Annotated in this window: 30 protein-coding genes and 1 other annotated feature; of the genes, 27 read left to right on the top strand and 3 right to left on the bottom strand. The window is 38.5% G+C overall.

From position 1 onward, the window contains the following. The first annotated feature begins 6 nt into the window (after nucleotides 1-6). The 14 genes from minD (at nucleotide 7) to MHI10_RS14675 (ending at nucleotide 9,489) form a co-directional block, all read left to right on the top strand. A complete protein-coding gene (gene minD, locus MHI10_RS14740) occupies nucleotides 7-804 on the top strand; it encodes a septum site-determining protein MinD (protein ID WP_340789254.1) in 798 nt (265 codons plus the stop codon). A 198-nt stretch (nucleotides 805-1,002) separates the two neighbouring features. Then, the gene (locus MHI10_RS14735) at nucleotides 1,003-1,548 is read left to right on the top strand and encodes a hypothetical protein (RefSeq protein ID WP_340786681.1); all 546 of its coding nucleotides are present in this window, start codon (nucleotides 1,003-1,005) and stop codon (nucleotides 1,546-1,548) included. 1 nt (nucleotide 1,549) lies between these two features. Then, the gene (locus MHI10_RS14730) at nucleotides 1,550-2,161 is read left to right on the top strand and encodes a site-2 protease family protein (protein WP_340786680.1); all 612 of its coding nucleotides are present in this window, start codon (nucleotides 1,550-1,552) and stop codon (nucleotides 2,159-2,161) included. 40 nt (nucleotides 2,162-2,201) lie between these two features. Further along, nucleotides 2,202-2,288: a sequence feature (ribosomal protein L21 leader region), on the top strand. A 17-nt stretch (nucleotides 2,289-2,305) separates the two neighbouring features. Beyond that, nucleotides 2,306-2,614: a 50S ribosomal protein L21 gene (rplU, locus tag MHI10_RS14725; protein WP_099424678.1), complete on the top strand. Its 309-nt coding sequence runs from the start codon at nucleotides 2,306-2,308 to the stop codon at nucleotides 2,612-2,614. 22 nt (nucleotides 2,615-2,636) lie between these two features. Then, complete coding sequence (locus tag MHI10_RS14720) at nucleotides 2,637-2,975, top strand: ribosomal-processing cysteine protease Prp (protein WP_340786677.1); 339 nt, start codon at nucleotides 2,637-2,639, stop codon at nucleotides 2,973-2,975. Between the two features lie 13 nt (nucleotides 2,976-2,988). Beyond that, nucleotides 2,989-3,285, top strand: a complete 297-nt coding sequence (rpmA, locus tag MHI10_RS14715; RefSeq protein ID WP_099424676.1) for a 50S ribosomal protein L27 — start codon at nucleotides 2,989-2,991, stop codon at nucleotides 3,283-3,285. Nucleotides 3,286-3,529: 244 nt separating this feature from the next. Next, nucleotides 3,530-4,054 carry a Spo0B domain-containing protein gene (locus MHI10_RS14710; RefSeq protein ID WP_340786673.1) on the top strand — a complete coding sequence of 175 codons (525 nt, stop codon included), beginning with the start codon at nucleotides 3,530-3,532 and terminating at the stop codon, nucleotides 4,052-4,054. A 5-nt stretch (nucleotides 4,055-4,059) separates the two neighbouring features. After that, nucleotides 4,060-5,349, top strand: coding sequence for a GTPase ObgE (gene obgE / locus MHI10_RS14705; protein WP_340786671.1), 1,290 nt, complete (start codon nucleotides 4,060-4,062; stop codon nucleotides 5,347-5,349). A gap of 17 nt (nucleotides 5,350-5,366) precedes the next feature. Further along, a complete protein-coding gene (locus MHI10_RS14700; RefSeq protein ID WP_340786670.1) occupies nucleotides 5,367-5,822 on the top strand; it encodes an ACT domain-containing protein in 456 nt (151 codons plus the stop codon). An 87-nt stretch (nucleotides 5,823-5,909) separates the two neighbouring features. Further along, on the top strand, nucleotides 5,910-6,782 hold the full coding sequence (gene pheA / locus MHI10_RS14695) for a prephenate dehydratase (RefSeq protein ID WP_340786668.1): 873 nt from the start codon (nucleotides 5,910-5,912) through the stop codon (nucleotides 6,780-6,782). Between the two features lie 10 nt (nucleotides 6,783-6,792). After that, complete coding sequence (locus tag MHI10_RS14690; RefSeq protein ID WP_340786666.1) at nucleotides 6,793-7,182, top strand: thiol-disulfide oxidoreductase DCC family protein; 390 nt, start codon at nucleotides 6,793-6,795, stop codon at nucleotides 7,180-7,182. 103 nt (nucleotides 7,183-7,285) lie between these two features. Further along, a complete protein-coding gene (locus MHI10_RS14685; protein WP_340786664.1) occupies nucleotides 7,286-7,831 on the top strand; it encodes a sigma-70 family RNA polymerase sigma factor in 546 nt (181 codons plus the stop codon). Then, nucleotides 7,824-8,234, top strand: a complete 411-nt coding sequence (locus MHI10_RS14680; protein ID WP_340786661.1) for a helix-turn-helix transcriptional regulator — start codon at nucleotides 7,824-7,826, stop codon at nucleotides 8,232-8,234. Before MHI10_RS14685 ends, MHI10_RS14680 begins: the two co-directional genes overlap by 8 nt. Beyond that, nucleotides 8,221-9,489, top strand: a complete 1,269-nt coding sequence (locus MHI10_RS14675; protein ID WP_340786660.1) for an FtsW/RodA/SpoVE family cell cycle protein — start codon at nucleotides 8,221-8,223, stop codon at nucleotides 9,487-9,489. Before MHI10_RS14680 ends, MHI10_RS14675 begins: the two co-directional genes overlap by 14 nt. 17 nt (nucleotides 9,490-9,506) lie before the next feature. On the opposite strand, the gene MHI10_RS14670 is transcribed toward MHI10_RS14675, so the two are convergent. Further along, nucleotides 9,507-10,034 carry a transcription repressor NadR gene (locus MHI10_RS14670; RefSeq protein WP_340786658.1) on the bottom strand — a complete coding sequence of 176 codons (528 nt, stop codon included), beginning with the start codon at nucleotides 10,032-10,034 and terminating at the stop codon, nucleotides 9,507-9,509. Nucleotides 10,035-10,239: 205 nt separating this feature from the next. On the opposite strand from MHI10_RS14670, the gene MHI10_RS14665 reads away from it, so the two are divergent. The 8 genes from MHI10_RS14665 to MHI10_RS14630 all read left to right on the top strand — a co-directional run bounded on the left by MHI10_RS14665 (nucleotide 10,240) and on the right by MHI10_RS14630 (nucleotide 17,423). After that, nucleotides 10,240-11,316 (top strand): LysM peptidoglycan-binding domain-containing protein, encoded by a 1,077-nt coding sequence (locus MHI10_RS14665; protein ID WP_340786656.1) that lies wholly within the window; start codon nucleotides 10,240-10,242, stop codon nucleotides 11,314-11,316. Beyond that, on the top strand, nucleotides 11,211-12,146 hold the full coding sequence (locus MHI10_RS14660; RefSeq protein ID WP_340786653.1) for a phosphotransferase: 936 nt from the start codon (nucleotides 11,211-11,213) through the stop codon (nucleotides 12,144-12,146). The genes MHI10_RS14665 and MHI10_RS14660 overlap by 106 nt, the downstream gene beginning before the upstream one ends. A 166-nt stretch (nucleotides 12,147-12,312) precedes the next feature. Beyond that, nucleotides 12,313-12,933 (top strand): Holliday junction branch migration protein RuvA, encoded by a 621-nt coding sequence (gene ruvA, locus MHI10_RS14655; RefSeq protein WP_340786651.1) that lies wholly within the window; start codon nucleotides 12,313-12,315, stop codon nucleotides 12,931-12,933. A gap of 15 nt (nucleotides 12,934-12,948) precedes the next feature. Continuing rightward, the gene (ruvB, locus tag MHI10_RS14650; protein ID WP_340786649.1) at nucleotides 12,949-13,953 is read left to right on the top strand and encodes a Holliday junction branch migration DNA helicase RuvB; all 1,005 of its coding nucleotides are present in this window, start codon (nucleotides 12,949-12,951) and stop codon (nucleotides 13,951-13,953) included. A gap of 15 nt (nucleotides 13,954-13,968) precedes the next feature. Continuing rightward, entirely contained in the window at nucleotides 13,969-15,006 is a 1,038-nt protein-coding gene (gene queA, locus MHI10_RS14645; protein WP_340786648.1) for a tRNA preQ1(34) S-adenosylmethionine ribosyltransferase-isomerase QueA, read from the top strand. A gap of 76 nt (nucleotides 15,007-15,082) precedes the next feature. Then, nucleotides 15,083-16,234, top strand: a complete 1,152-nt coding sequence (gene tgt / locus MHI10_RS14640) for a tRNA guanosine(34) transglycosylase Tgt (protein WP_340786646.1) — start codon at nucleotides 15,083-15,085, stop codon at nucleotides 16,232-16,234. Nucleotides 16,235-16,355: 121 nt separating this feature from the next. Beyond that, nucleotides 16,356-16,616 carry a preprotein translocase subunit YajC gene (gene yajC, locus MHI10_RS14635; RefSeq protein WP_340786645.1) on the top strand — a complete coding sequence of 87 codons (261 nt, stop codon included), beginning with the start codon at nucleotides 16,356-16,358 and terminating at the stop codon, nucleotides 16,614-16,616. A 165-nt stretch (nucleotides 16,617-16,781) separates the two neighbouring features. Next, nucleotides 16,782-17,423, top strand: coding sequence for a DUF421 domain-containing protein (locus tag MHI10_RS14630; protein ID WP_340786643.1), 642 nt, complete (start codon nucleotides 16,782-16,784; stop codon nucleotides 17,421-17,423). Here the strand turns inward: MHI10_RS14630 and MHI10_RS14625 are convergent. Further along, nucleotides 17,403-18,875 (bottom strand): putative polysaccharide biosynthesis protein, encoded by a 1,473-nt coding sequence (locus MHI10_RS14625; protein WP_445683189.1) that lies wholly within the window; start codon nucleotides 18,873-18,875, stop codon nucleotides 17,403-17,405. The two genes, MHI10_RS14630 and MHI10_RS14625, sit on opposite strands and share 21 nt — an antisense overlap. A gap of 126 nt (nucleotides 18,876-19,001) precedes the next feature. Between MHI10_RS14625 and MHI10_RS14620 the strand changes: the two genes are divergently transcribed. Continuing rightward, nucleotides 19,002-19,325, top strand: coding sequence for a post-transcriptional regulator (locus tag MHI10_RS14620; protein ID WP_340786639.1), 324 nt, complete (start codon nucleotides 19,002-19,004; stop codon nucleotides 19,323-19,325). A 198-nt stretch (nucleotides 19,326-19,523) separates the two neighbouring features. Beyond that, on the top strand, nucleotides 19,524-21,797 hold the full coding sequence (gene secDF / locus MHI10_RS14615) for a protein translocase subunit SecDF (protein WP_340786637.1): 2,274 nt from the start codon (nucleotides 19,524-19,526) through the stop codon (nucleotides 21,795-21,797). 169 nt (nucleotides 21,798-21,966) lie between these two features. On the opposite strand, the gene MHI10_RS14610 is transcribed toward secDF, so the two are convergent. Then, nucleotides 21,967-22,329, bottom strand: a complete 363-nt coding sequence (locus MHI10_RS14610) for a LapA family protein (protein ID WP_340789252.1) — start codon at nucleotides 22,327-22,329, stop codon at nucleotides 21,967-21,969. Between the two features lie 253 nt (nucleotides 22,330-22,582). Between MHI10_RS14610 and MHI10_RS14605 the strand changes: the two genes are divergently transcribed. The 3 genes from MHI10_RS14605 to MHI10_RS14595 all read left to right on the top strand — a co-directional run bounded on the left by MHI10_RS14605 (nucleotide 22,583) and on the right by MHI10_RS14595 (nucleotide 25,945). Next, nucleotides 22,583-22,927 carry a hypothetical protein gene (locus tag MHI10_RS14605; RefSeq protein WP_340786636.1) on the top strand — a complete coding sequence of 115 codons (345 nt, stop codon included), beginning with the start codon at nucleotides 22,583-22,585 and terminating at the stop codon, nucleotides 22,925-22,927. 170 nt (nucleotides 22,928-23,097) lie between these two features. Further along, nucleotides 23,098-25,419 (top strand): single-stranded-DNA-specific exonuclease RecJ, encoded by a 2,322-nt coding sequence (gene recJ / locus MHI10_RS14600; protein ID WP_340786634.1) that lies wholly within the window; start codon nucleotides 23,098-23,100, stop codon nucleotides 25,417-25,419. A gap of 13 nt (nucleotides 25,420-25,432) precedes the next feature. After that, entirely contained in the window at nucleotides 25,433-25,945 is a 513-nt protein-coding gene (locus MHI10_RS14595; protein ID WP_340786631.1) for an adenine phosphoribosyltransferase, read from the top strand. Nucleotides 25,946-25,996: the final 51 nt, after the last annotated feature.

Below are 25,996 nucleotides of genomic sequence, written 5' to 3'. Positions count from 1 at the left end.
GCTAATGTGGGAGAGGCAATCGTTATAACTTCAGGAAAAGGTGGAGTAGGTAAAACAACTACGACTGCAAATTTAGGTACTGCATTAGCATTACAAGGGAAGAAAGTTTGTTTAGTAGATACAGATATCGGATTGCGTAATTTAGATGTGATTTTAGGGCTGGAAAACCGAATTATATATGATTTAGTGGACGTCATTGAAGGGCGTTGTAAAACGCATCAAGCACTTGTAAAAGACAAGCGTGTGGATGAAAAGTTATATTTACTTCCAGCAGCACAAAATACCGATAAAAATGCTGTAGTACCAGAACAAATGAAAGGATTAGTAGAAGAGTTAAAGCGTGAATTTGATTATGTATTAATAGATTGTCCTGCTGGAATTGAGCAAGGCTATCGTAATGCTATAGCAGGCGCTGACCATGCGATTGTTGTGACAACACCTGAAATTTCAGCTGTTCGTGATGCGGATCGTATTATTGGCCTATTAGAACAAGAACAAATTACACCGCCGAAGCTTATCATTAACCGAATCCGTAAACATTTAATGTCTAGTGGTGATGCAATGGATATAACAGATGTAACAACGCATTTATCGATTGATTTATTAGGAATTATTGTCGATAGCGAGGACGTTATTAGCTCTTCGAATAAGGGAGAGCCAATTGTTATGAATCCAAACAATAAAGCATCAGTTGGTTACCGCAATATTGCACGTCGTATTTTAGGTGATTCTGTTCCACTCATGACACTGGATGATGAACAACCAAAAGGGATGTTCGCAAAATTGAAAGCCATATTTAAATAAGAAGAGCGAAAAGTTGTCGATTTTTTCGGCAACTTTATTTTTTTTTTTAGAAAAATGAAGTTGTCTCAAGCATCCCCCCTGTGCCGACAAGAACACTGTACTGAATAAAGTTTCACCGAATATCGACCTGTCCAGCCCATCGTGATGAATCGGATTTTTAGATGAATCATATACTAGACAAAAAGGTGGGGTGAGTACTTGAAAAAATGGCAATGGATAATCGCGAGTGTCCTATTTTTTACGATACTAGGTTTTAACACATTCGGCGATATAACAGTGAAACGGACAATCAAGAGGGTCGTATATAGCTCGGAGGACTTAATATTTATGCGCGCGGTATTGTCGGATATCGCTTTTCCAGAAAATAAACAAGTGACAGTAAATGCGACTCCCGATGAATCAATTGAGCAGCTATTAGCTTATGCGATGATTGAACGGTATAATGATGGTTTTTTACTTTCATATGAAGAACCACTTTTATTGAAAGCTTTATATGACGGACTTATTGTTTTTACGGGACATACAAAATATAACGGGAAAACGATTTCCATTATCTATGAAGATGGTACAACAGTTACGATGGGGTATGTCGATCAGCTTTCGGTATTGCCTTATATGCCTGTTTCCAAGGGGGAAGTGATTGCGGTCAAAGAAAAAGGGAAGCTTTATATTCAAATTGAAAAAGACGGGGAAGTCTATAATATAGAACAAACAACGAAGTGGCTGAAAGAACAACATACATAATATGAAAATCACTATTCATCCACTTTTTTTATTGTTGCTTCTATTGTTTGTCCTATCGGGAAATATCGCACTTTATAGCGTAATCTTAATTTCGTTATTATTTCATGAACTAGGTCATTTTATGGCGGCTAAATGTGTTGGTGCGCAAATAAAACGCTGTGTTATCCTGCCTTATGGTGGAGAAATGACAATAAAAAATGAGCATCAACTATCTTTTAAACAATTAACAATTATCGCGCTCGGAGGACCGATTGCTACTGTTTTCGGAATTGTAGTCGCCTATACATTGCCACCGATTTTACAAGAAGGATTTATAAATGCTCAAATGATCTTGCTAGTAATCAATTTACTGCCGATTTGGCCGCTAGATGGTGGGAGAATCATTTGCTATAGCATATTACAAGTTTTACCGAAATCGGTCATATTTGAAACTTATTTATCGCTATCAATTGGTTTACTTACAGTCATTATTTTAGTATCATTAATGATGCTACCAGAATCTATTTCACTCACAATCGTAAGTCTCTTTTTATGGAGCAAAGTAATAGGTGAATGGCGAACAAGGAAATATCGATCAGCATTTGAAAAACTTGTAATGAATCGGTTGACTTGATAAGTTTCCTGTGGTAGTATTTTAATGTTATTGTTTGTAGCACCCGCTACAACCGCGCTGACAGGGTTCCAAAAGTATCGCATGCGATCACCTTGTAATGTAATAACAGGCGAGTCTTAGTATATATATAGGAGGTGCATTGGAATGTACGCAATTATCGAAACTGGTGGTAAACAAATTAAAGTTGAAGCAGGTCAAGAAATCTATGTTGAAAAACTAGGTGTGGCTGCTGACGAAATCGTAACTTTCGACAAAGTTTTATTCGTAGGTGGAGAAACAGTTAAAGTTGGTGCTCCAACTGTTGCTGGCGCTACTGTAACAGCGAAAGTTGTTAAAGAAGGTAAGCAAAAGAAAATTACTGTTTTCAAAATGAAAGCGAAAAAGAACTACCGTCGTAAGCAAGGTCACCGTCAACCATACACTAAATTAGTAGTTGAAACTATCAACGCTTAATTATAAGTGAGGTGACTGGACTATGATTACAGTTACAATTAATAGCGATGCAAATCGTAAATCGTATGGATTTGAAATATCAGGTCATGCATTGTCAGATGTTTATGGACGTGACTTAGTTTGTGCAGGTGCTTCTGCTGTTTCTTTCGGAGCAGTAAATGCGATTGCACATCTTACAGGCATTACACCAGACGTTGAGCAAGGTACAGAAGGTGGTTACTTAAAGGTAACATTACCAACCGACCTAGATACTGAAACAGACGACAAACTTCAGGTTATTCTGAACACAATGGTTACGCAGTTTTATACAATGACGGCGAGCTATTCAGAATACATCGAATTGAAATACAAAATGGTCTAGGAGGTGGAACATAATGTTATTATTAACTTTAGATCTACAATTTTTCGCATCTAAGAAAGGTGTAGGTTCTACTAAAAACGGACGTGACTCAGAATCAAAACGTTTAGGCGCTAAACGTGCTGACGGTCAATTCGTAACTGGTGGTTCAATTCTTTACCGTCAACGCGGTACAAAAATTTACCCAGGTACAAACGTAGGACGTGGTGGTGACGATACTCTATTCGCAACAGTTGATGGCGTTGTAAAATTCGAACGCATGGGCCGCGATAAGAAAAAAGTATCTGTATACCCAACAGCTCAAGAAGCATAATTCCGAAAAGGGCTGCATTTATTGCAGTCCTTTTTTTAAATCAACAATGTATATTATTTGCATAGTAACAAGGATCAATTCGCTCTCGGTATGGAGCGAATTGTGTTTTTTCTAAAGAATGGATAATTGAAATTTTCCTAAAGTATTTTGCAAAGAACGAGGACAAAGACATGGTGATTATTTTTAGGAAAAATGTCGACAAACTTGCTATACTAATAACGAAACTGTAAACGGAGTGAAAAAAGTGACCGTAAAATCTTTAACAGTAAATGAAGCACTGCGTTTTGCAAACCATGATTTTTTAAATCATCTTCATTTAATTCAAATGAATTTAGATTTACAGCGAGTAAATGAAGCGAAAGAAATTATTACGCAATTATCTGAACATTGTAAAATGCTTTCTAACATCAATCAACTCAAGTTACCGAAAACCGTACAATGGCTTCAAACCGTTAGTTGGTGTTATCCTGCCATACAAATGAGCCTGTCTAGTCAAGTCGAGGCACAAGTAAATAGCAAGTATGATGAGGCAATCGTTCAATACTTGGAAAATACAATTATTCATGTACACGAAAGTTTAGACCCGTATGAACAGCAGCAACTACAACTAAGCATCGAATCAAATGAAAAAGAGTGTGATATTACATTTCATTTGACGGGCAAGTGGGAGCACTCGTTATTCCATACAGAACAGAAGATTTTAAATGTGAAAACATATGAACACACGGATACATCGTGGAAATATGTTTTGAGCATATATGAGGAGTGAAATAAATGTTTGTCGATCACGTAAAGGTTTATGTTAGAGGTGGAGACGGCGGAGATGGAATGGTTGCATTCCGTCGTGAAAAATATGTGCCAAATGGTGGACCAGCTGGTGGAGATGGCGGTCACGGTGGTAACGTAATATTTGAGGTAGAAGAAGGCTTACGTACATTAATGGACTTCCGATATAAGCGTCACTTTAAAGCAGAGCGCGGGGAACACGGCATGAGTAAAGGGATGCACGGTGCTAAAGCGAAAGATACAGTTATTAAAGTGCCACCTGGTACAGTCGTGATGAACGCAGAAACAAAAGTAGTTATCGCAGACTTAGTCGAGCATGGTCAACGAGCTGTTATTGCGAAGGCTGGCCGTGGTGGTCGTGGGAACTGTCGTTTCGTAACACCGGCAAACCCTGCACCTGAGTTAGCGGAAAAAGGTGAGCCAGGACAAGAGTTAGATGTTATATTAGAATTAAAAGTATTAGCTGACGTTGGTTTAGTAGGTTTCCCATCAGTTGGAAAATCAACATTATTATCAGTTGTGTCTTCAGCTAAGCCAAAAATTGGTGCGTATCACTTTACTACGATCGTACCGAACTTAGGAATGGTTGAAACAGATGATGGTCGCTCGTTTGCAATGGCTGACTTACCAGGATTAATCGAAGGCGCACACCAAGGTATCGGTCTAGGTATGCAGTTCCTACGTCATATTGAACGTACACGTGTTATCGTCCATGTGATTGATATGTCTGGTATGGAAGGACGCGATCCGTATGATGACTATGTCACGATTAATAATGAATTAGAACAATACAACTTACGCTTATTAGAGCGTCCACAAATTATTGTGGCAAATAAAATGGACATGCCAAATGCCGAAGAAAATTTAGAAGAGTTTAAGAAAAAAGTTGGGGATGATGTGAAAATATTCCCGATTTCAGCAGTTTCTCGTCAAGGTTTAAAACCATTATTATTTGAAGCAGCTGATTTAATTGATGTAACACCAGAATTCTTACTGCATGAAATTGAAGATGAAGAATCGGATGCAACAGTGCTTTATAAGCACGAAGGATCAGGCGGCGACTTTGAAATTTCACGCGATGATGATGGTGCATTTGTCCTTTCTGGATATACAATTGAACGTCTATTTAAAATGACTGACTTTAGTCGTGAAGATGGGATTCGTCGATTTGCTCGTCAATTACGTGCAATGGGCGTTGACGAAGAGTTACGCAAACGAGGGGCAGAAAACGGCAACACAGTTCGTTTAATGGAATTTGAATTTGACTTTGTCGATTAAGAATTAGGGGGAAAACTATGAAAAACGTTGCAAATCAACGATATTATTTAGTGCGTGAAGACGTATTAACTGACGCGATGCAAAAAACTTTAGAAGCAAAGCAGCTGTTGCAAAATGGCTCTGTTGCCTCTATCTGGGATGCTGTAAAAGAGGTCGATCTATCTCGAAGCGCATTTTATAAGTATCGTGATGCCGTTTTTCCTTTTCACTCGATTGTTCAGGAACGAATTTTAACGATCTTTATTCAATTACAAGATCGTAAAGGCACACTTGCGAAATTACTTGAAACCGTTTCAGAGGCGCACTGTAATGTGTTGACGATTCATCAAACAATACCAATTCAAGGCCGTGCCAATGTAACACTGTCATTGGATGTGACAAGTATGTCCCATGATTTAGATGATCTAATTCGTAGTTTAAAGCAGCTTGAATTTATCGAGTCTGCTGAAGTGATTAGCTCGGGAGCACTATAACCTGATTCAATAAGTAAAGGGCGTCATGTTTCGCCCTTTCTTATTTAAATGAAATATACTGAAAATTAAATTATTGGAGGGTCCAACATGTCGGAACAAAATTGGGGAAAACGTATTGCTTATTTAGGTCCAGAAGCATCTTTTACCTATTTAGCAACGAAAGGTTTATTCCCGAATGAATGGCATATTCCATATACATCCATTCCAGAATGTATTGAAGCCGTTGCGGAAGGGAAAGTCGATTTAGCGGTTGTACCAGTGGAAAATGCACTTGAGGGCTCTGTTCCTTTAACGGTCGACTATTTATATCACGAGGCAAACTTATACGTGACGGCAGAGGTCATGTCGAAAATTCAGCAACATTTACTTGTAAATAAAATATATGCAGATGATTGGGAAGCGCTAGAAGAAGTTTATTCGCATCCACATGCACTTGCACAATGCCATAAATATTTATATTATAATCATTCGCTAGTAAAGCAAACACCCTATTCTTCAACAGCGGCAGCAGCAGAACTGGTTTCGCAAACAGAAGACCGTTGTATTGCGGCAATTGCGAATGAATCAGCAGCAGAAAAGTATGGATTACATATTGCACAAAAAAATATACATGATTTTCATTTCAACCATACGCGATTTTTTGTTTTATCTAAGGAAAATACGAGACATGCACTTGTCCCATTGCAAGCACAGCCAAAAACGACATTTATGTTGACGTTACCAGTAGATAATTCTGGGGCGTTGCATCAAGTATTATCTGTTTTTGCATGGCGCAAACTGAATTTAAGTAAAATTGAATCACGTCCGTTAAAGACAGGTCTCGGGAATTATTTCTTCATCATTGATATACTAGCAGATGAAGAGGAACCGATGATGAAAGGTGCAATGGAAGAGCTTCAAGCACTTGGTTGCACGGTGAAATCACTCGGTACGTACTTCACCTACGTCACACCGGAATGAGGTGGAAAAGTTGAAAAGTATTGTACTTTTTGATGGGGAATGCAATGTTTGTGATGCAAGTGTCCAATTTATTTTAAAACATGATGCACAAGGCTATTTTCAATTTGCTTCGTTACAAAGTGAATTCGGGCAAACATTATTGAAACAATACGGCATTTCAAATGCAATGAATAGCTTAGTACTCATTGATCAAGAAAAAGCATATACCCAATCCACAGCCGCATTAAAAATTGCCAAAAACTTAGATGGCTTGTGGAAATGGTGTTATGGCGCGATTTTAATACCACCAGTGATTCGTAACACTGCGTATAATATTTTAGCCAATAATCGTTATAAATGGTTTGGTAAAAAAGAGATGTGCTTACTGCCGACGAATGAACAAAGAAAACGTTTCTTATAAAGTGAAAAGGTTGCAACCTCATACGGGGGAGCAACCTTTTTGTGTGATATGAAAACTAATCCTAAATATGCCTCGTCTAATATGTAAGGAAGGAGGGCGGCAAATGGATAGTTACCTATTTCAAACGACAACAACCCAAACAAATGAAGAAATTATCGATGAATTAATGCAAATATATGGGCAAGATGTTTTACAGCTTATTGTGCAATACGTACATAATGTAACGATTGCAGAAGATTTAACACAGGAGATTTTTATAAAATGCTATAAGGCACTCCCGACATTTCAGCAACAATCCTCGATGAAAACATGGCTTTGGAGAATCGCAATCAATCATGCAAAAGATTATTTGAAAAGCTGGTATTACAAAAAAGTGGAACTAATCGAACAAACCTATTTACAGGCACAGCCGACACTTCAAAACGTAGAAAATATCGTTGTACAGCGAGATGAAGAGGATGCGCTCGTACATGCTGTCATGCAATTACCAATTAAGTACCGGGAAGTTATTTATTTATGTTTTTACGAAGAGCAAAAGATGAAGGAGATTGCCGATGTATTACAAATTAATGAGAATACCGTTAAAACAAGATTGCGTAAAGGTAAACAATTATTGAAGAAACAGTTGGAGGGTGAGTTCAATGGATGACCGATTAAAAAACTTGAAAAAGGCGATGAATAATTCCGTTTTCTCCAAGGTGGAATTTACAGCTACTCATCAAATATATGTTCACCAACAGTTGAATGAATCACAATTAGAACAACAGATTTTGACGTTGCTCGTGGATAAAAAATCTGGAATTGAATTAGCCCAGCTATTACATACAAAAGGTGTGCAGGAAATCTTCAATAATGAGGGTATTGTTTATACAATTTTACATGAACAAGAAAATAAGGGATACATCATTTCGCAGTGGGATGACGTAGGGGGGAAATACTATCAACTGACGAAAAGTGGATTGAAATGGCTACGTTCTCAAAATCGAGAAAAAAAGACCCTCTTTGCGAGAAAGCAACAATTGTTGGAGGTGCGTCTGAATGACCATTTCTGACTTTTTAAATACGGTGACGAGCTATATCCGTTCAAATGAGGCGAAAACACATGTGCGAAAAGAATTAAAACAACATATTGAGCATGCTAAAAAAGCGTGGCTACAAAAGGGCTACACAGAGGCAGAAGCGGAACAAAAGGCCATTGAAGAAATGGGGAGTGCAAGCCAACTTGGGAAATCGTTAAATAAAATCCACAAACCAAAATGGGATTGGCTATTAATCAGTTTAATGGTGGTCATTTTTCTTTTTAGCTTCTTACCGCTACTCAATATATCGTACGGATACTATAATAGTTCGGAATTAATTGAAAAGAAAGTGTTTCATATTCTTATCGGAATTGTTTTGATTTTCGTTTTTATGTTGATCGATTACAGAAAGTTACTGCGCTTTGATCTGTATTTTTATGCTGTGGGAATGGCTATTTTAATCCTTCTTCTACTGTTTCCAAATCAGTTCGTAAATGGTCAAGCATTTTTCGCGATTGGTCCGATTGTTATGCAAGTATGGACGGCTATCCCATTTCTATTAATTGCATGGGCAGGATTTTTTACGAGAAAGCAAAGGAGTATATGGCAGCTCCTCGCTTTATTTTTCATTTCATGTTACCCGATACTAGCCAATCCTGATTTGGAAGCATTATTAATTTACGGAATTGTCGTTGCTGTTTTATTTTTATGTAGTACTTATACGAAGAAGCAAAAAATCGTTCTATTTAGCAGTTTCCTTTTTATAGGGGGAGGTTTACTGACAATTTCGATTTCTCAAGCAGCGCCGTATCAATTGGATCGCCTTAATGGTTTTCTATCACCAGAAAAAAACGCAGATGGTTCAGGTTACTATTATTTGTTACTAGAGCGAGCTATAAGTGAAGCAGGATGGTTCGGAGCGAATGAAGTTTTGGTAATCCCTGAAAGCCATACTAATTTTGCATTTGTCCAAATTGTTCATGTTTACGGGCTTGTCGTAGGGCTTATCGTTGCTAGTATCTTACTGATAGTAGCAATTCGAAGTATATGGATTGCACGCTCCATACAAAATCCATTTGGTAAAATGCTAATTATTGGTGGTGTGACACTGTATGGTAGTCAATTAATGTATGCAATTTTAATCGCGCTTGGGTTTGTTCCGATTATCGTAATCCCAATCCCTTTCATTAGTTATGGGATGATGCCATTTATTATAAATGCATTTGTAATTGGCATCATTTTAAGTGTATATAGAAGAAAAAACTATCCAAAAAGTCAATTCACCTGACTTTTCGGATAGCTTTTTTAATTTTCGACTAATATACCGAGCGCTCTTAGCTTAGCCTCTGCCAAATTTAAGTTTTCCTCAGCTGTAGCGCTTATTACGTGTAAGTGGGTACCATCTGTTAAAGCGGAAAGGAATTGTGCATTCGTTTCTTGTACCCGTTTTATAAAATGCTCTACTTCTAAACGGTTGGATACCCGAATGGACGCCGTTAACTCTCCGTAAACTGGGTGCTCTACAACGACACTTTCTACTGTTACACCGCAATCAACTAACACGAATAGCTCTTCCTTTGCTTGCTCTGCGGAATGCATGCAAACGATTTTGCGTTCAAATCGCGTCTGTTGCAAATTATGCATATAAATATAGCCTTGGCTTGTTGAAACAATTGGCTCATTTCGCGCTTTCAATAAATTCATATCATTGACAATAACTTGACGTGACACATTTGTATGCTTGGCTAAATCAGTGCCCGTAATTGGTTGCGTTGCATTTTTTAATAAGGCAAGCAGCTCCTGACGTCGCTCTTCACCTAACATTTTTTTCATTACTTTCACCTCTTCTAAAGACAAACCTCTTAATCATAGTGTAACATATAGCGCAAATTGTTGGGTCCTTACGAATTCTTTGGAGGATAATAATTTGTACGAATATGTCTTTCCCTTGGTCACGGTTAAAAACCAGTTCGTGTATGAAAAATTGTGGCAACTGAGCAATTAGCGCATATGCTATTACGAGAAAAGGGGGAAATACGTGCGAGTTCATATTGTTCAAAAAGGTGATACATTGTGGAAAATTGCTAAGCAATACTCCATAGGCTTTGAGGATTTAAAGCGATTAAATGCGCATTTAGCAAATCCTGATTATATTGTACCCGGGATGGAAATTATTTTACCTGAAGGGGGAACAAAGAAGGAAAAAGAAGTGATGCACCAGGCTGTTGTTAAGGAACAGGAAAAGAAACCGATTGTGAAGGAAAAACCAATCACTCCGACACCACCACCAAAGCCAACGTTACCACCAACGCCGACACCAATCCCAGTTCCATTACCAGTTCCGCAAAGACCTTTATGGCAAGGGGATATTTATTTCCAACCCCCAGCGGTACCTGTACAAATCCCAAATTGGCAGAATACACATGTCCATTTCCAACCAACAATTGAAACTCCGATGATGCCGTTGCCGCAACCATTACCACAACCGCAACCACAGCCTGTGCCACCACCGCCAACACCGGCACCATTGCCATTGCCGACGCCAACATTACCACCGCCTGCACCAGCACCATTGCCACTACCAACACCAACATTACCATCACCACAACCGCCGATTTATATTCAGCCGCCTATGCATCAAAATTGTATGCCACAATGTATGCCGATGATGCCGCCTAATTGTATGCCACAGTGGATGCCACCAATGCATCACAACTGTATGCCGCCGATGATGCAACCAATGCCAATGCCAATGCCAATTTGTCCAAATTGTCATGGTCTAAGAATGGAAGAGCCGCCTGCATTTATGCCGATGTATCAAGAGGAATCCCCGATGGAACATTACCATGATAGAGATCAGCAAGTTCGCCATTATCACGAAGAAATGCCAAACTCATGTGGCTGCCAACATCAGCCAATGCCACTTCCGATGCCAATGCCGAATCCATGTGGCTGCCAGCAACCACCGATGCCGTATCCAATGCCGATGCCAATGCCAATGCCGAATTCATGTGGCTGTCAGCAACCACCGATGATGCCGTATCCAATGCCAATGCTACCGCAGATGCATCCACAAATGAATCCGATGCCACATCCGCCGAAGTCATGTCATTAGTCATTAAAGAAAATTGTTGGAAGTGGGAGTCAGCTAAAGGCGATTTTTTTATGAAGTATTATGAAGATGTGTATATCGCACAAAAAGTAAAAACGATTCATAAAAAGTTGAAAAATATACAATTTCCATATCATTTAAACGTTGAAAATAATGGGGATACACATATTTTGAAGCAACGTTGGTATGAAGGAAGAAGTGCAGACTTTAGTAAACTTTCAGATCGACAAAAAACATTGGAAGCGCTACAAGCTTTGCATCAAACGAATGATCAAATCCGTTGGCAAGAAATAGATTTATTGCCATACTATGACCTAAGAGAGAAATGGTATCGTCGGTTTGAAAGGTTCATTGAGCATGAGCGAGAATTGAAAGTGTTATTGCGTGATGATTATAAAAAAATTGTAGCAATGGCTTCAGATGCACTAAATCGAATCGATGGAATTAGTACAGAATTTGAAGAACGAACACTTTTGCATGGGGATGTTGTTCATCATAATTTCATGTTTGGAAAAGATGATGTGAAGCTTGTGGATTTCGATTTAGCGGCAATGGGAAAAAGAACAGATGAACTCATTTTGTGGCTTCACCGTGTATTACCTAATGTCGAATATGATTTGAAAAGTGTCATGCAGGAACATCCTTATTTGCAACATGTCCAGCAAAAAGCGCATTTTCTGCTATTTCCGAATGAAATAATGAGAGAGGCCTTATTTTATTTGAAATTATCACCACGTCAAAAACAAGGTTGTTATCCATTTATTAAAAACTTTTCAGGCGATGTACTTCGTCATGAAAAAAAGTTAAAGCAAATGGTGTTGGAATTAGCGTAAATATAATTGTTCTAAAAGTATATCAGTGTCACTTCATGAATTGATATGCTAAAATAGCGTAGACTGTCTTGATTTTAGGCAGTCTTTCTTCATGTAAAATGCAACGTACGTTCGGTTTTGATGGGGCAGTATGTTATAATGTAAGCATGAATGTGAGGGATTGGACATGTATGATTATTTAAAAGGACAAGTGACGAGAATTACACCAGAATATATTGTGCTGGAGCAGCAAGGAATTGGTTGGCGCTTATTTACGCCCAACCCATTTGTATTTAGACAATCTGCAAGTGAGCAGCAAATATTTGTTTCGATGCAAGTGCGTGAAGATGCTCAGCTATTATATGGATTTCATAGTTTAGATCAACGTGAATTGTTTAAAAAGTTAATTCAAGTATCGGGTATTGGTCCAAAAGGGGCGCTTGCAATTTTAGCGAGTGGTAATCCAACACAAGTGATTCAAGCGATTGAAATGGAAGATGAAGCGTTTTTAATTCGTTTCCCTGGCGTCGGAAAGAAAACAGCCCGCCAAATGATTTTGGATTTAAAAGGAAAACTAGGTGCGTTGCTTGATTCAGTCGAGTTGCCAAGTTCAGAAGAGGAATTGCCGTTATTTGGTGTTAATCCGAATCAGCATGAGCTAGAGGAAGCGATGCTCGCATTAACGGCTTTAGGCTATTCTGAAAGGGAGCTAGCAAAAATCAAACCGCAGCTTGAGAATGAAGAAGGTTTATCTACAACAGATAGCTATATGAAACATGCGTTGAAATTACTATTGAAAATGAAGTGATAAGGAGTGAAAACCATGTCAGACCGCGTACTTTCAAGTGAAGCATCTGAAGCTGAACAACAACTTGAGCTTTCTTTGCGTCCGCAGCGACTTGTGCAATACATAGGACAGCATAAAGTAAAAGAAAACTTAAAGATTTTCATTGAAGCTGCAAAACTTCGTCAGGAAAGTCTTGACCACGTCCTCCTTTATGGTCCACCTGGTTTAGGAAAAACGACATTAGCAATTGTTATAGCAAATGAAATGGAAGTTCAAGTGAAAATGACAAGTGGTCCAGCAATTGAACGTCCCGGTGATTTAGCGGCGATTTTAAGTTCGCTTGAGCCAGGAGATGTGCTATTTATTGATGAAATTCATCGTTTGCCACGGGCGATTGAGGAAGTGCTGTATTCGGCGATGGAAGATTTCTGCTTAGATATCGTTGTAGGTAAAGGTCCCGAAGCGCGCTCAATTCGGCTTGACCTCCCACCATTTACTTTAATCGGCGCAACAACGCGTGCAGGCGCTTTATCGGCACCATTGCGAGATCGTTTTGGTGTTCTCACACGTTTAGAGTACTATGATGAAGATGCTTTAGCTGAAATTGTTATTCGATCTGGTACATTATTTGATGTCGAGATTGGAGGGCATGCTGCGAGTGAAATTGCGCGGCGCTCACGAGGCACACCGCGTATTGCCAACCGCTTGTTAAAACGCGTGCGTGATTATGCCCAAGTATTAGCAAATGGAATTATTTCACCCGAGCTTGCGGCACAGGCTTTAGAGTTATTACAGGTGGATCCGAGAGGGCTTGATCATATCGATCATAAATTGATTCAGTCCATGATTGAGCGTTTTGGTGGAGGACCGGTTGGCTTGGATGCACTAGCTGCTTCGATTGGTGAGGAGCGCATTACAATAGAAGATGTGTATGAACCGTATTTATTGCAAATCGGATTTATTCAAAGATCCCCAAGAGGGCGTATCGCAACGGACCTTTGCTATAATCATTTTGGCTATCCGCCAGCACAAAAAGAATAGAAGGAAGTTTTGAATTTGAAAGTAGAAGATTTTGATTTTCAATTACCAGAAGAATTAATTGCACAAACCCCACTTTTAGACCGCACAGCAAGTCGATTAATGCTTGTTAATCCAAACTCATTAGACGTGGAACATCATACATTTGCCAAAATTTTAGATGAATTCCAAGCAGGAGATTGCCTTGTATTAAATGATACGCGCGTATTGCCAGCTCGTTTAATGGGTGTGAAACAAGATACGGGGGCTAATATTGAAGTATTATTATTAAAGCAAACGAATGATGACGAATGGGAAACGCTTGTGAAGCCTGCAAAGCGTGTTAAAATCGGGACTGTCGTAACATTTGGAGAAGGTTTGCTTACGGCAACATGCACAGGGGAGCTTGAGCATGGCGGTCGTCTATTTAAATTTGACTATGATGGCATCTTTTATGAAATTTTGGAGCAGTTAGGTGAGATGCCATTGCCACCATATATTCGTGAAAAGCTGGATGACCAAGATCGTTATCAAACCGTTTATGCAAAAGAGCGTGGTTCGGCAGCCGCGCCAACAGCAGGGCTTCATTTTACGGAGCCTTTACTTGAAGCGATTCGTGCAAAGGGTGTGGAAGTCGTATTCGTGACACTTCATGTAGGACTAGGTACATTCCGCCCAGTAAGTGTAGAATCAATCGAAAACCATGATATGCACTCAGAGTTTTACAGCGTGACAGAGGAAGCAGCTGCTACGATTAATCGTGTTAAAGCAAATGGAGGCAATATTATTTCTGTTGGTACGACATCGACGCGTACGTTAGAAACGGTTGCTTCAAAAAATGTTGGAAAAATTGTTGCGGATCAAGGTTGGACAAGCATCTTTATTTATCCAGGCTATGAATACAAAGCGATTGATGGGTTAATCACAAACTTCCATTTACCAAAATCGACGCTTGTTATGCTCGTTAGCGCGTTGGCAAGCAAAGAAACGATTATTAACGCGTATGAAAAAGCAGTAGAAGAAAAGTATCGCTTCTTTAGCTTTGGCGACGCGATGTTCATTCGTCCGAAGAAATAAAATGAAATAAGCCAAGTTTGAGCTGAAAAACAAAGTACTGTTTATACTTTAGTTAGAGAGAGGAATTAAATTTACAATGACACAATCACAACCACCAATTCGTTATGAATTAATTAAAACATGCGCGCAAACAGGAGCGCGTCTTGGGATCGTCCATACACCACATGGTTCATTTGAAACACCAACATTCATGCCAGTAGGAACTCAAGCAACAGTAAAAGCGATGAGCCCTGAAGAATTAAAAGAAATGGATGCAGGTATCATCCTATCGAACACATATCATTTATGGTTACGTCCAGGAAATGATGTTGTGAAGGAAGCAGGCGGATTGCATAAATTCATGAACTGGGATCGTCCAATTTTAACGGATTCAGGTGGCTTCCAAGTATTCTCACTGAGCAAGTTCCGTAAAATTGAAGAAGAAGGCGTTCATTTCCGCAATCATTTAAATGGGGACAAGCTGTTTTTATCTCCCGAAAAAGCGATGGAAATTCAAAATGACCTTGGCTCGGATATTATGATGGCATTTGATGAATGTCCACCATTTCCTGCCACATATGACTATATGCTAGCATCTGTAGATCGTACGACACGTTGGGCACAGCGTTGTAAAGATGCGCATCAACGTTCAGATGAGCAAGGTTTATTTGGGATTATCCAAGGTGGAGAATTTGAAGAGTTACGTAAACGTTCAGCAGAGGCACTAGTTGAGATGGATTTCCCTGGTTATGCGATTGGTGGTCTTTCAGTAGGTGAGCCAAAAGATATTATGAATCGCGTATTAGACTTTACAGCACCACTTATGCCAGCAGACAAGCCACGTTATTTAATGGGCGTAGGTTCTCCGGATTCACTTATTGACGGTGCGATGCGCGGAATCGATATGTTTGACTGTGTGTTACCAACTCGTATTGCACGTAATGGTACGTTAATGACTTCAGAAGGGCGCATGGTCATTAAAAATGCAAAATATGCAAAAGATTTCACGCCAATCGATGAAAACTGTGATTGCTACACTTGTAAAAACTATACACGTGCCTATGTACGTCATTTAATACGTACAGAAGAAACATTTGGCCTACGTTTAACGTCTTATCATAACTTACGCTTCTTGATTAAATTAATGGAAGATGTACGCCAAGCAATTCGAGAAGATCGTCTTGGTGATTTTAAAGAAGAATTTTTCGAAAAATACGGTTATAACAAACCGAATGCTAAAAACTTCTAATAATTCGTCTAAAACTTGAAATACTCTACCTTTTTAATGAAATTTTAGAGTTTTTTAGCGCAAAAAATAGCAGTTTTATACTATACTAAGTAAGTGAGATAGAGAAGGGGGGAAAAGATACATGGAAGGCATATTACAATTTGCACCGATTATTATCATGTTCGTAGCAATGTGGTTTATTTTAATTCGTCCAGCACAAAAGCGTCAAAAAGCGACGGTAGCAATGCAAAACGATTTGAAGCGCGGCGATCGCGTTGTAACAGTTGGTGGATTACACGGTGAAGTCGATGCGATTGAAGATACAGTTGTATATTTAAAAGTAGATGATAACACACGTTTAAAATTTGAGCGTCAAGCAATTGGACGCGTTGAAGCAGTTTAATTGGCTTTACGTAGAAGCTGTCTACTTTAATTAGTAGACGACAAATGCCAAATAATCAATTTTAATTCAGCCATAAAAAGCTTGCGGAAATTAATTTTCCGCAAGCTTTTTTGTATAGGAAAAGGCAAAATAGCAAACGCTTAACTGTAAAAAGAGGTGTTTTCGATGAATGATTATATGTTAATTATAGGTAAAACTGTCACGTTATATTTTATTATGCTCCTAGTTTTTCGTTTGATGGGTAAACGAGAAATAGGCGAATTAAGTATAGTGGATTTTGCGATTTTTGTATTAATAGCTGAGGTCGCAGCGCTGGCACTCGCAGATATACATAATCCGTTTATTAAAGACATCTTACCGATTGGTATCCTATTTGTAATTCAGTATGTGAATTCACTGTTCCTTTTAAAAAATAAACGTTTACGAGATTTTATAGAAGGCGATCCGTCCATGGTAATCCGGGATGGTTGGATTGTTGAAATTGAAATGAAAAAGCAACGCTACAATTTGGACGATCTGTTGCAGCAACTACGAGAGCAAGGTGTCGGCTCAGTTCAAGAAGTTGCGTATGCATTTTTAGAACAGTCGGGAAAATTATCGATTTACAAAAAAGACGACCCACCATTAATTATGCCCCTTGTAATGGACGGTTATATCGACAAAAGGCATTTGAGACTGATCAATAAGGATGAAGAATGGCTTGTGCATGAATTGATGGTGCTTGGTTATACAAATATGAAGGAAATTTTTTATTGTAGCTACGAAAATGAAAAATTGTTTGTGCAATTACGAGCGCGAAAAAATTGAACGAATATATTTTAAATCATCTAAGCGAACTTGTCTTGTGAGTAACAATAGTCCGACGATAATTGCGATGGTCATTAAGCTAGACTCTAGTAGGGGTAACCCTTGTGCAAAAATTGGCTGAATGAAACAAGTTAAAATAAATAACGCATATGGCACTAAAAATATTTGAAAACCAATCGCAATCTTTTTATGTTGGCGAATAGAAGCGATGTGTAAAAAAGATGTAATGAGGACACCAAAACCGATTGCGATAATGGCACCGCGCTCCTGTATCGTTTGTTGGGAAGCTAAAATAAATAATAGAAAGAGCTTACCGACCCCACCATAAATGGAATTCATCATGGCAGCACGCGCCTCATCTGCCGCTTGTAAAATAGCATGAAGAGGGCTTTGAATATAATAAAAATAAAAAATAGGTGCTAAAATTTTCATATAACCTCGGTTTTCTTCGAGGTGAAACAATTGAACAGCCAATTCATCCCCATGTAGAAAAAAATACGTAGCTGCAAGGCAACCAATGAGTGAGGATAGCCGGAGTGACATTGCAATACGCAAATTGACTAACTTCCAATTTTGCTTTGCAAGGGCACCACTAACCGCCGGAATTAATACGATGGCGAGTGCACTTGGAATGAAGGCAGGAAACAATAGTAACGGAATATGCACGCCTGAAATAATACCGTATAACGTCGTCGCTGCGGAAGCAGTTATTCCTGAGACGGCCAAAGCTTTTAAGAAAATAATCGGTTCTAAAAACCAAGTGAATGTTCCAAATAATTTACTCCCTGCAGAAGGAAGTGCAATTCTAAAGATGGGATTCGCCGGATATTTTCGTGTCGTTTGATTTTTCATTTGACGTTTTGATTTCCAATAATAAAAGGCTAAAAATAAGAAGGAAAATACTTCGCCAAGCCCAGTTATAGCCATTGCAACTGCAGCGGTTCTTGCAGGGGCATCAGGTGTCACAAATAGTGGGAGTAATAATACGATGAGTGCAATTCGGACACCTTGTTCAAGTAATTGTGCCCAAGCTGTCGGTGCGATTTTCGTAATTCCTTGTAAATAAGCTTTTATTAAACTTGAAAAAATGACAATAGGAATCGTGCAAAGTCCAATATAAAGTGTAAAAACGATATCTTCGTTATGTAAGAGTGTTTTTGCGATAAAAGGAATGCTAAATGCAACGATTGGGAAGAAAATAAGGATGGAAATAAACGAAATTTTAATAGCCGTTTTCATGACAGATTGAATATGCTCGTCTTTATTTTTTGCATAATACTCAGCAACGATTTTTGTAACGGCAATCGGAATACCTAGTTGAATGAGCGATATAAAGAAGATGAAGGTAGGGTAGGAAGTCATATATAAACCGACTGCTTCTTCACCCGCAATCCGCATAAATTGCATTCTGTAAACAAAGCCAAACAGCTTCGAAATTAAAATAACGAACATTAGAAAGAATGTCCCTTTCATGAATGAGCCCAATTATCTTATCCCTTCTCATTTTAAATTGATTCATATACAATATCTATATGCATGAACAACGGTAGTTAAAACTTTGAACGAGGAGTGACAATAATGGCAATTCCGTATGAAAGTTTATATAAAGAAGTTCAGATTGTTATAAATAATAAAATGGAGGAATTTCAATATTTCGGGTACGATGCCATTACGAAAGAAGATTTATGGAATTATTGTATTGAAAAAAAGTGGCGAAAAAAAGATATTAATGAATTGAGATTGCATGAAGTAGTAGCTACTATATTTACAGTTACTTCATCAGAATTAATTAGTTATGCACAAGTGAAAGGTTTAAAAGAAGATACATTTCAACTTCAAATTCCAGCTGAAGAAATGAATCATTTATTTCATTTAAAGCCACCAAACGATTCAGAACAATGAGGATAAAAATAATATAGAATTATTTCGTGATAATTTGACAGGTAACTCATCCTGTTTCATAATGATATTGTTATGCTTTTTGAAGTAATGGAATTATTCTTTTCAAAAAGCGATGAGGTAGTAGGTACATAGTTTTTGGAAGGTGCATTTGCTTTTCCATCGTGCATGCATGTGCGCGAAAATGAGGAGGATTTTTAAATGAAATTAGCAAACCGTATTATTACGTTTGTTCTTGTTGTAGCATTGCTATTTACTGGAATGGGCACAACGGTCGAAAAAGTTTTAAATAACGTAAGACTCGGGCTTGATCTACAAGGTGGGTTCGAAGTTCTTTACGAGGTAGAGTCACTTGTTGAAGGGCAAAAAATAACGCAAGAGGTTTTAACAGATACAACATCTGCATTAAACCATCGAATCAATGAATTTGGTGTAAGTGAGCCAAGCATTGCAGTTGAAGGAGAAGACCGCATTCGTGTGCAACTTGCAGGTATGGATGATCAAGCATCCGCACGTGAGCTATTATCAAGTACAGCGAATTTAACTTTCCGTGACGTAGATGATAATTTATTGCTTGATGGGACAGAATTAAAAGAAGGCGGCGCAAAAGGTTCGTTTGACCAACAAAACCAACCAATCGTTACATTAACATTAAAAGATGCAGCGAAATTTGCCGAAGTGACTGAAAAAGTAAAAAATATGGGTCCAGGACGCAATCTTTTAGTCGTTTGGTTAGACTTTGAAGAAGGTGTCGACTCATATGCAGTCGAGTCACAAAAGCCACCTGCAGATCAAAAATATCAATCTGCAGCATCTGTAACACAAGTATTAAATACGACAGATGTAATGATTTCGGGTAACTTCACAGTTGAAGAAACGAAACAATTCGCTTCAGTATTAAATGCAGGTTCGTTACCAGTTAAATTAACAGAAATTTACTCAACATCAGTCGGCGCACAATTTGGTGAGGACGCGTTAAAACATACAGTATATGCTGGGATTATCGGTGTATTAATTATCTTTGCCTTCATGCTACTGTACTACCGCTTACCAGGTTTTATTTCGATTATTACATTAGCGGTATTCACATATTTAGTATTAATCGTCTTTAACGGAATTAATGCCGTGTTGACTTTACCAGGTATCGCAGCGATCGTATTAGGTATTGGTATGGCCGTCGATGCGAATATTTTAACTGCAGAACGTGTTCGTGAAGAGTTACGAGTGGGCCATTCGGTGAAGGATGCCTTTAGGTTCGGCTCTAAGCAATCATTATCTGCGATTGTTGACGCGCAATTAACAACTTTACTAGCAGCTGCAGTATTATTCTTCTATGGTACAAGCTCAGTAAAAGGTTTCGCAACAACATTAATTATCTCGATTTTACTATCATTCGTAACGGCTGTTTGGGGTTCACGTGTGTTACAAGGCTTACTTGTAAACAGTGGCTACTTCAACAATCCGGCATGGTTTGGTATTAAAAAATCACAGCAACATAATATTGAAGATGGCGTAACAACGCTTGATTTAACAACAAAGTTCGATAAATTGGACTTTGTAGGCAATCGCAAAAAGTTCTATATGCTTTCTACAATCATTTTAGCGGTAGGTATCGGAATTTTAGCTGTTTTCAAATTGAATTTAGGAATCGATTTCTCAGGTGGTACACGCGTTGAAATTGGAGCGGATAGCAAATTATCGCAACAAGAAGTGGAAGAGTACCTAGAAGAAATTGGTTTTGCTAATAGCGATATTGTCATTTCTGGTGATGCGCAAAATATTGCCGTAACACGTTATAAAGAAGACTTTAGTCAACAAGAAGTGCTTGATTTTAAAGCGCAAGTGATGGAAAAGTATGGTCAAGAACCAAGTTTAAGTACCGTTTCGCCTACAGTAGGTACGGAGCTTGCTAAAAATGCAATGAAAGCATTAGCATTCGCAGCATTAGGAATTATCATTTATGTTGCAATTCGCTTTGAATGGCGCATGGGACTTGGTGCGATTATTTCATTACTACATGACGTATTCTTCATCGTAGTCGCTTTCAGTGTATTACGTTTAGAAGTGGACATTACATTTATTGCGGCGGTGTTAACGATTGTCGGTTATTCGATTAATGATACGATCGTAACGTTTGACCGTATCCGTGAAAATATTGATCGTCATGAAAAGATTTCTACAAAAGCAGAGTTGGCAAATATCGTGAACAAATCGCTTCGTCAAACGATGGGACGTTCAGTCAATACGGTATTAACTGTTATTATCGTTGTTGTAGCGCTTATTTTCTTAGGTGCTCCTTCAATTCAAAACTTCTCGATTGCATTATTAATCGGTTTATTAACAGGTATGTATTCTTCAATCTGTATCGCAGCACAAGTATGGTATACATTAAAAGCGCGCGAGATGGACAAAAAAGGTACTGCTGTTGTGAAAAAAGAGAAAAAACAATGGGGTTCAGACGAGCCACAAGTATAATCAATAGAGTAGGACTAGCAAGAAGTTGATGATGACTTCTTGCTAGTTTTTTTGTGAGGATGTAGCTGAAAAATGGATAGAAATCGAAATGTGGTGGATAGGATTTGAAATGTGACGGATAGACTGAAGAATCAGATAGGGAAATGCGAAATTTGCATTAAAATTAAATCTATTTAATCGATGCATCCATTTGATGATCTCCTGCTGCTTCATTTCCTGAACTGATTTCGGCTTGCTTGTTTAAATCCTTTTTTAAGCGCACAATTTCATTTTTCTTTTCATTGATAATTGAGCATGCCACGTCTAATTCTTTCTGTATGCTTTTTACTTGCTGACGGCTACTAAAAATACGGAAAAGTGAAAAACAAAGGCTAATAATAACCCCTGCGAATACCGAACCGAAAATGACTAAAACGAGCGGCCATCTTGCTTCGCCGAACACGTAATTGATTGGTACTTCTGTGACATTGACCGTGGCAAAAATGGCTACAGCAATAGCAAATAGAAGTCCGATTACTAAAACCCACTGCATTTTCAAAGCACTCATCTCCTCGCATCCAAATGGTATTTTAATCTCTTTAGTTTATTTCCTTAATTAGGTGTTTATTAAACCAATGGGGCGCTTTAATTGTGATTTCAAATCTTCTGGATGGGGGTTCCCCTACTTAACCTCCATTTAAACTACAATTTTTTGAGGAAATGTAACACTCTCTCAATTATTGGGGATTTTAACACATAAATTATTCGTTGTGAGTTATTATTACAGTAGAAAAGGAGATGATTACATGAAAAAGTTAACAATAGTACTCATTATACTTATTATTTTCATTGGGATCGGTACGGTGTATTATCGAAATTTGGATAATAATTATAGCGCATTAGAGGATTTCTATTCCTTCCCTATACCAAATGACGCAGTATTAGAGGAAGCGAACGATTATGCGAATAATTACTATTGGGAACCATCTACAGGCACTTCAATTCCTATGAAATACAGGCTAGTGATTTATAAAAATGGGTGGAAGAAGGCAGGGATAGATGGAAGTAGTGTTATTTATGAAAAGAATAATTATCAATATCAAATTACTGTGGTTTATGCGAAGGAATACATCGGGATTGGAAGGAACTAAACGAATTAAAAATTGAAAAGTCGCTTGAATGTTTGAACTTTTGGGCGGCTTTTTAACTTTGATTAAGGTTAACTATGAAGTGAAAAATATCCCCCCTTATCTACCTAACATAATTCTTTTCAAAACAAGTGCGCTTTTCGGTATAATGGACTGCATGAGGAAGTGAAAAAATGATTCAATCAAAAAAAGTTTGGACAGTAAATGAGCCAGATGATCAGGCTGTAAATAAAATGAGTGAAGCATTAAATATTTCAACAATTGCTTCAAAAATATTATTAGCAAAAGGCTGCGAATCTGTTGAACAAGCACAGCAATTATTAACAGTAGATGATAGCCAATACCATGACCCATTTTTAATGGCGGGCATGGAAGAAGCGGTTGCACGGATTGAGCAAGCGCTTGATGAAGGTGAGAAAATCGTTGTATTTGGAGATTACGATGCGGATGGTATTACTAGTACAACGGTTTTACTCAATGTGCTGCTCGATTTAGGAGCGGATGTTGATTTTATCATTCCGAATCGTTTTATCCATGGTTATGGACCGAACGAAGAGCTATTTCGTGAAGTGCATCAAAAGGGCGTACAGCTTATTATTACGGTCGATAATGGAATTAGCGGGAATGATGCGATTCGTGTCGCAAAAGAGCTTGGGATGGATGTTATCGTCACGGATCACCATGAGCCGGGGGATGAGTTACCAATAGCAGATATTATTGTACATCCGCGCATTCCAGCAGGGCATTATCCATTTGGTGAACTTGCCGGTGTTGGAGTAGCCTTTAAATTAGCACACGCTTTATATGGTGAGTTACCTGATCATTTATTCGAATACGTCGCGATTGGTACGATTGCGGACTTAGTACCGCTTGTTGGGGAAAATCGTTATTTAGTACAACGTGGATTAAAGGCGTTACAGCAATCGCCAAATGCTTGGGTACCAGCACTTTGTGAAGTAAGTAGTACAGTACAAAGGGAAATTAATGAAGAAACAGTTGGCTTTTATTTTGGTCCTCGCTTAAATGCGATTGGTCGTTTAGGCGATGCATCTCCAGGCGTTCATTTTTTAATGAGTGAGGAACGGGAACAGGCAAACCAACTAGCCAAGCAGCTGAATGATCAAAATACAGAGCGTAAAAAAATCGTGGAAGAGCTGACTGAGCAAGCGATTGCGATGATTGAAACGAACCCGATGATGAAGGATAATCTTGTATTAGTCGTGGCGCAAGAAGGTTGGAATCCAGGTGTTGTCGGCATTGTAGCATCGCGCATAGTAGAAAAATATTATCGACCTACAATCGTTTTATCACTCGACCGAGAAAAAGGTACGGCAAAAGGCTCCGGCCGAAGTATCGAAGGCTTCCATTTGTTTAATGAACTTGCAAAAAATCGCGATATTTTACCGCATTTTGGTGGGCATCCAATGGCGGCTGGGATGACGCTTCCAATGGACAAAGTCGATGAACTGAGAGAGCGTTTAAATGTACAAGCTAAGGCCGTATTAACAGAAGAGCAACTCATTCAAAATTTACAAATCGATTTGCCGATTGAACTGAGTGAAATTACGGTAGAGGCGATTGAAGATATTCGTAGACTCGCGCCATTTGGAACAGAATTTACAAAACCACTTTTTGCGATTCGAGGTGTGAAAGTAAAAACAATGCGTAAAATTGGCTCTGCTGAAAACCACTTGAAAATGGAGTTAGAAGATGCGTACGGAACGCTTGATACGATTGGTTTTGGTAAAGGTCATTTACATGATGAAATTTCGTATGGTGTGCCGATTTCATTAGTCGGTGATTTACAAATTAATGAGTGGCAAGGCAATAAAAAGCCGCAATTTATGATTCAAGATGTTCAAGTGAGTCAGTGGCAATTATTCGATATTCGTGGCAAAAGTCAAACGGCGAATTGGTTAGCAAAAATACCGCTTGAAACAACAGACTTCATTGCCTTTTCACAACAAACGAAAGCACATTTTGAACCGTTAATTCCGAAGTCGATTGTATGGATTACGGAAGAAAGCGCATTGCATGAACTGTCACCGAATATCGTGTTGCTTGATTTACCGAGTCAGACAACCGTATTAGAAAAGTTATTGAAAACGATTGCGGTGGAACGAATTTACGTTCATTTATATACAGCCGATTCACAATATTTTAACGGCATGCCAACGCGCGATCATTTTAAATGGTATTATGCATTCTTGAAAAAACGACCGTCATTCGATTTGAAAGCACATATTCAGCCGCTATCACAGCATATTGGGCTGAATGTTGATGTCATAAAATTTATGACAAAAGTGTTTTTTGAACTCAGATTTGTTACAATAGAGAATGGTTTGACGACTGTGAATGAAAATGCACCAAAAACGGCATTATCAGAAGCGCCGTCCTATAAAATACGTTCACAACAAATTGAATTAGAGCAAAAGCTATTATATGCTACGTATATAGAGTTAAAACAATGGTTTGATGAGCGAATGGGTTCTTGAGGAGGACAAAAAAATGGATTTAAAACAATTTGTGACAACTGTAGAAAACTGGCCGAAAGAAGGCATTAGCTTCAAAGATATTACAACGATTATGGATAACGGTCCAGCATACAAATATGCAACAGATCAAATTGTTGAATATGCAAAAGAAGTAGGCGCTGAAATTATCGTAGGTCCAGAGGCGCGCGGTTTTATTATCGGTTGCCCTGTTGCCTATGCACTTGAAATCGGATTTGCACCGGTTCGTAAGCCAGGAAAATTACCACGTGAAGTAATTTCGGCGGAATATGGTTTAGAATATGGAACAGATACGTTAACAATGCATCATGATGCTGTAAAACCAGGTCAAAAAGTATTGATTTGTGATGATTTATTAGCAACTGGTGGTACGGTAGAAGCAACGATCCGATTGATTGAACAATTAGGTGGAGTTGTTGTTGGTTGCGCGTTTTTAATTGAGCTTGAAGAGTTAAAAGGGCGCGAAAAAATCGCAAACTACCCAATGAAAACGTTAATTCAATATTAATTTCCATCCCCGTTTTTAGCAAAAGCTTGAAACGGGGTTTTTAGTATAGAA

It is taken from the genome of Solibacillus sp. FSL K6-1523, from assembly GCF_038005225.1.
Classification (GTDB): domain Bacteria; phylum Bacillota; class Bacilli; order Bacillales_A; family Planococcaceae; genus Solibacillus.
This window is presented reverse-complemented; position numbering and strand designations above follow the sequence as displayed.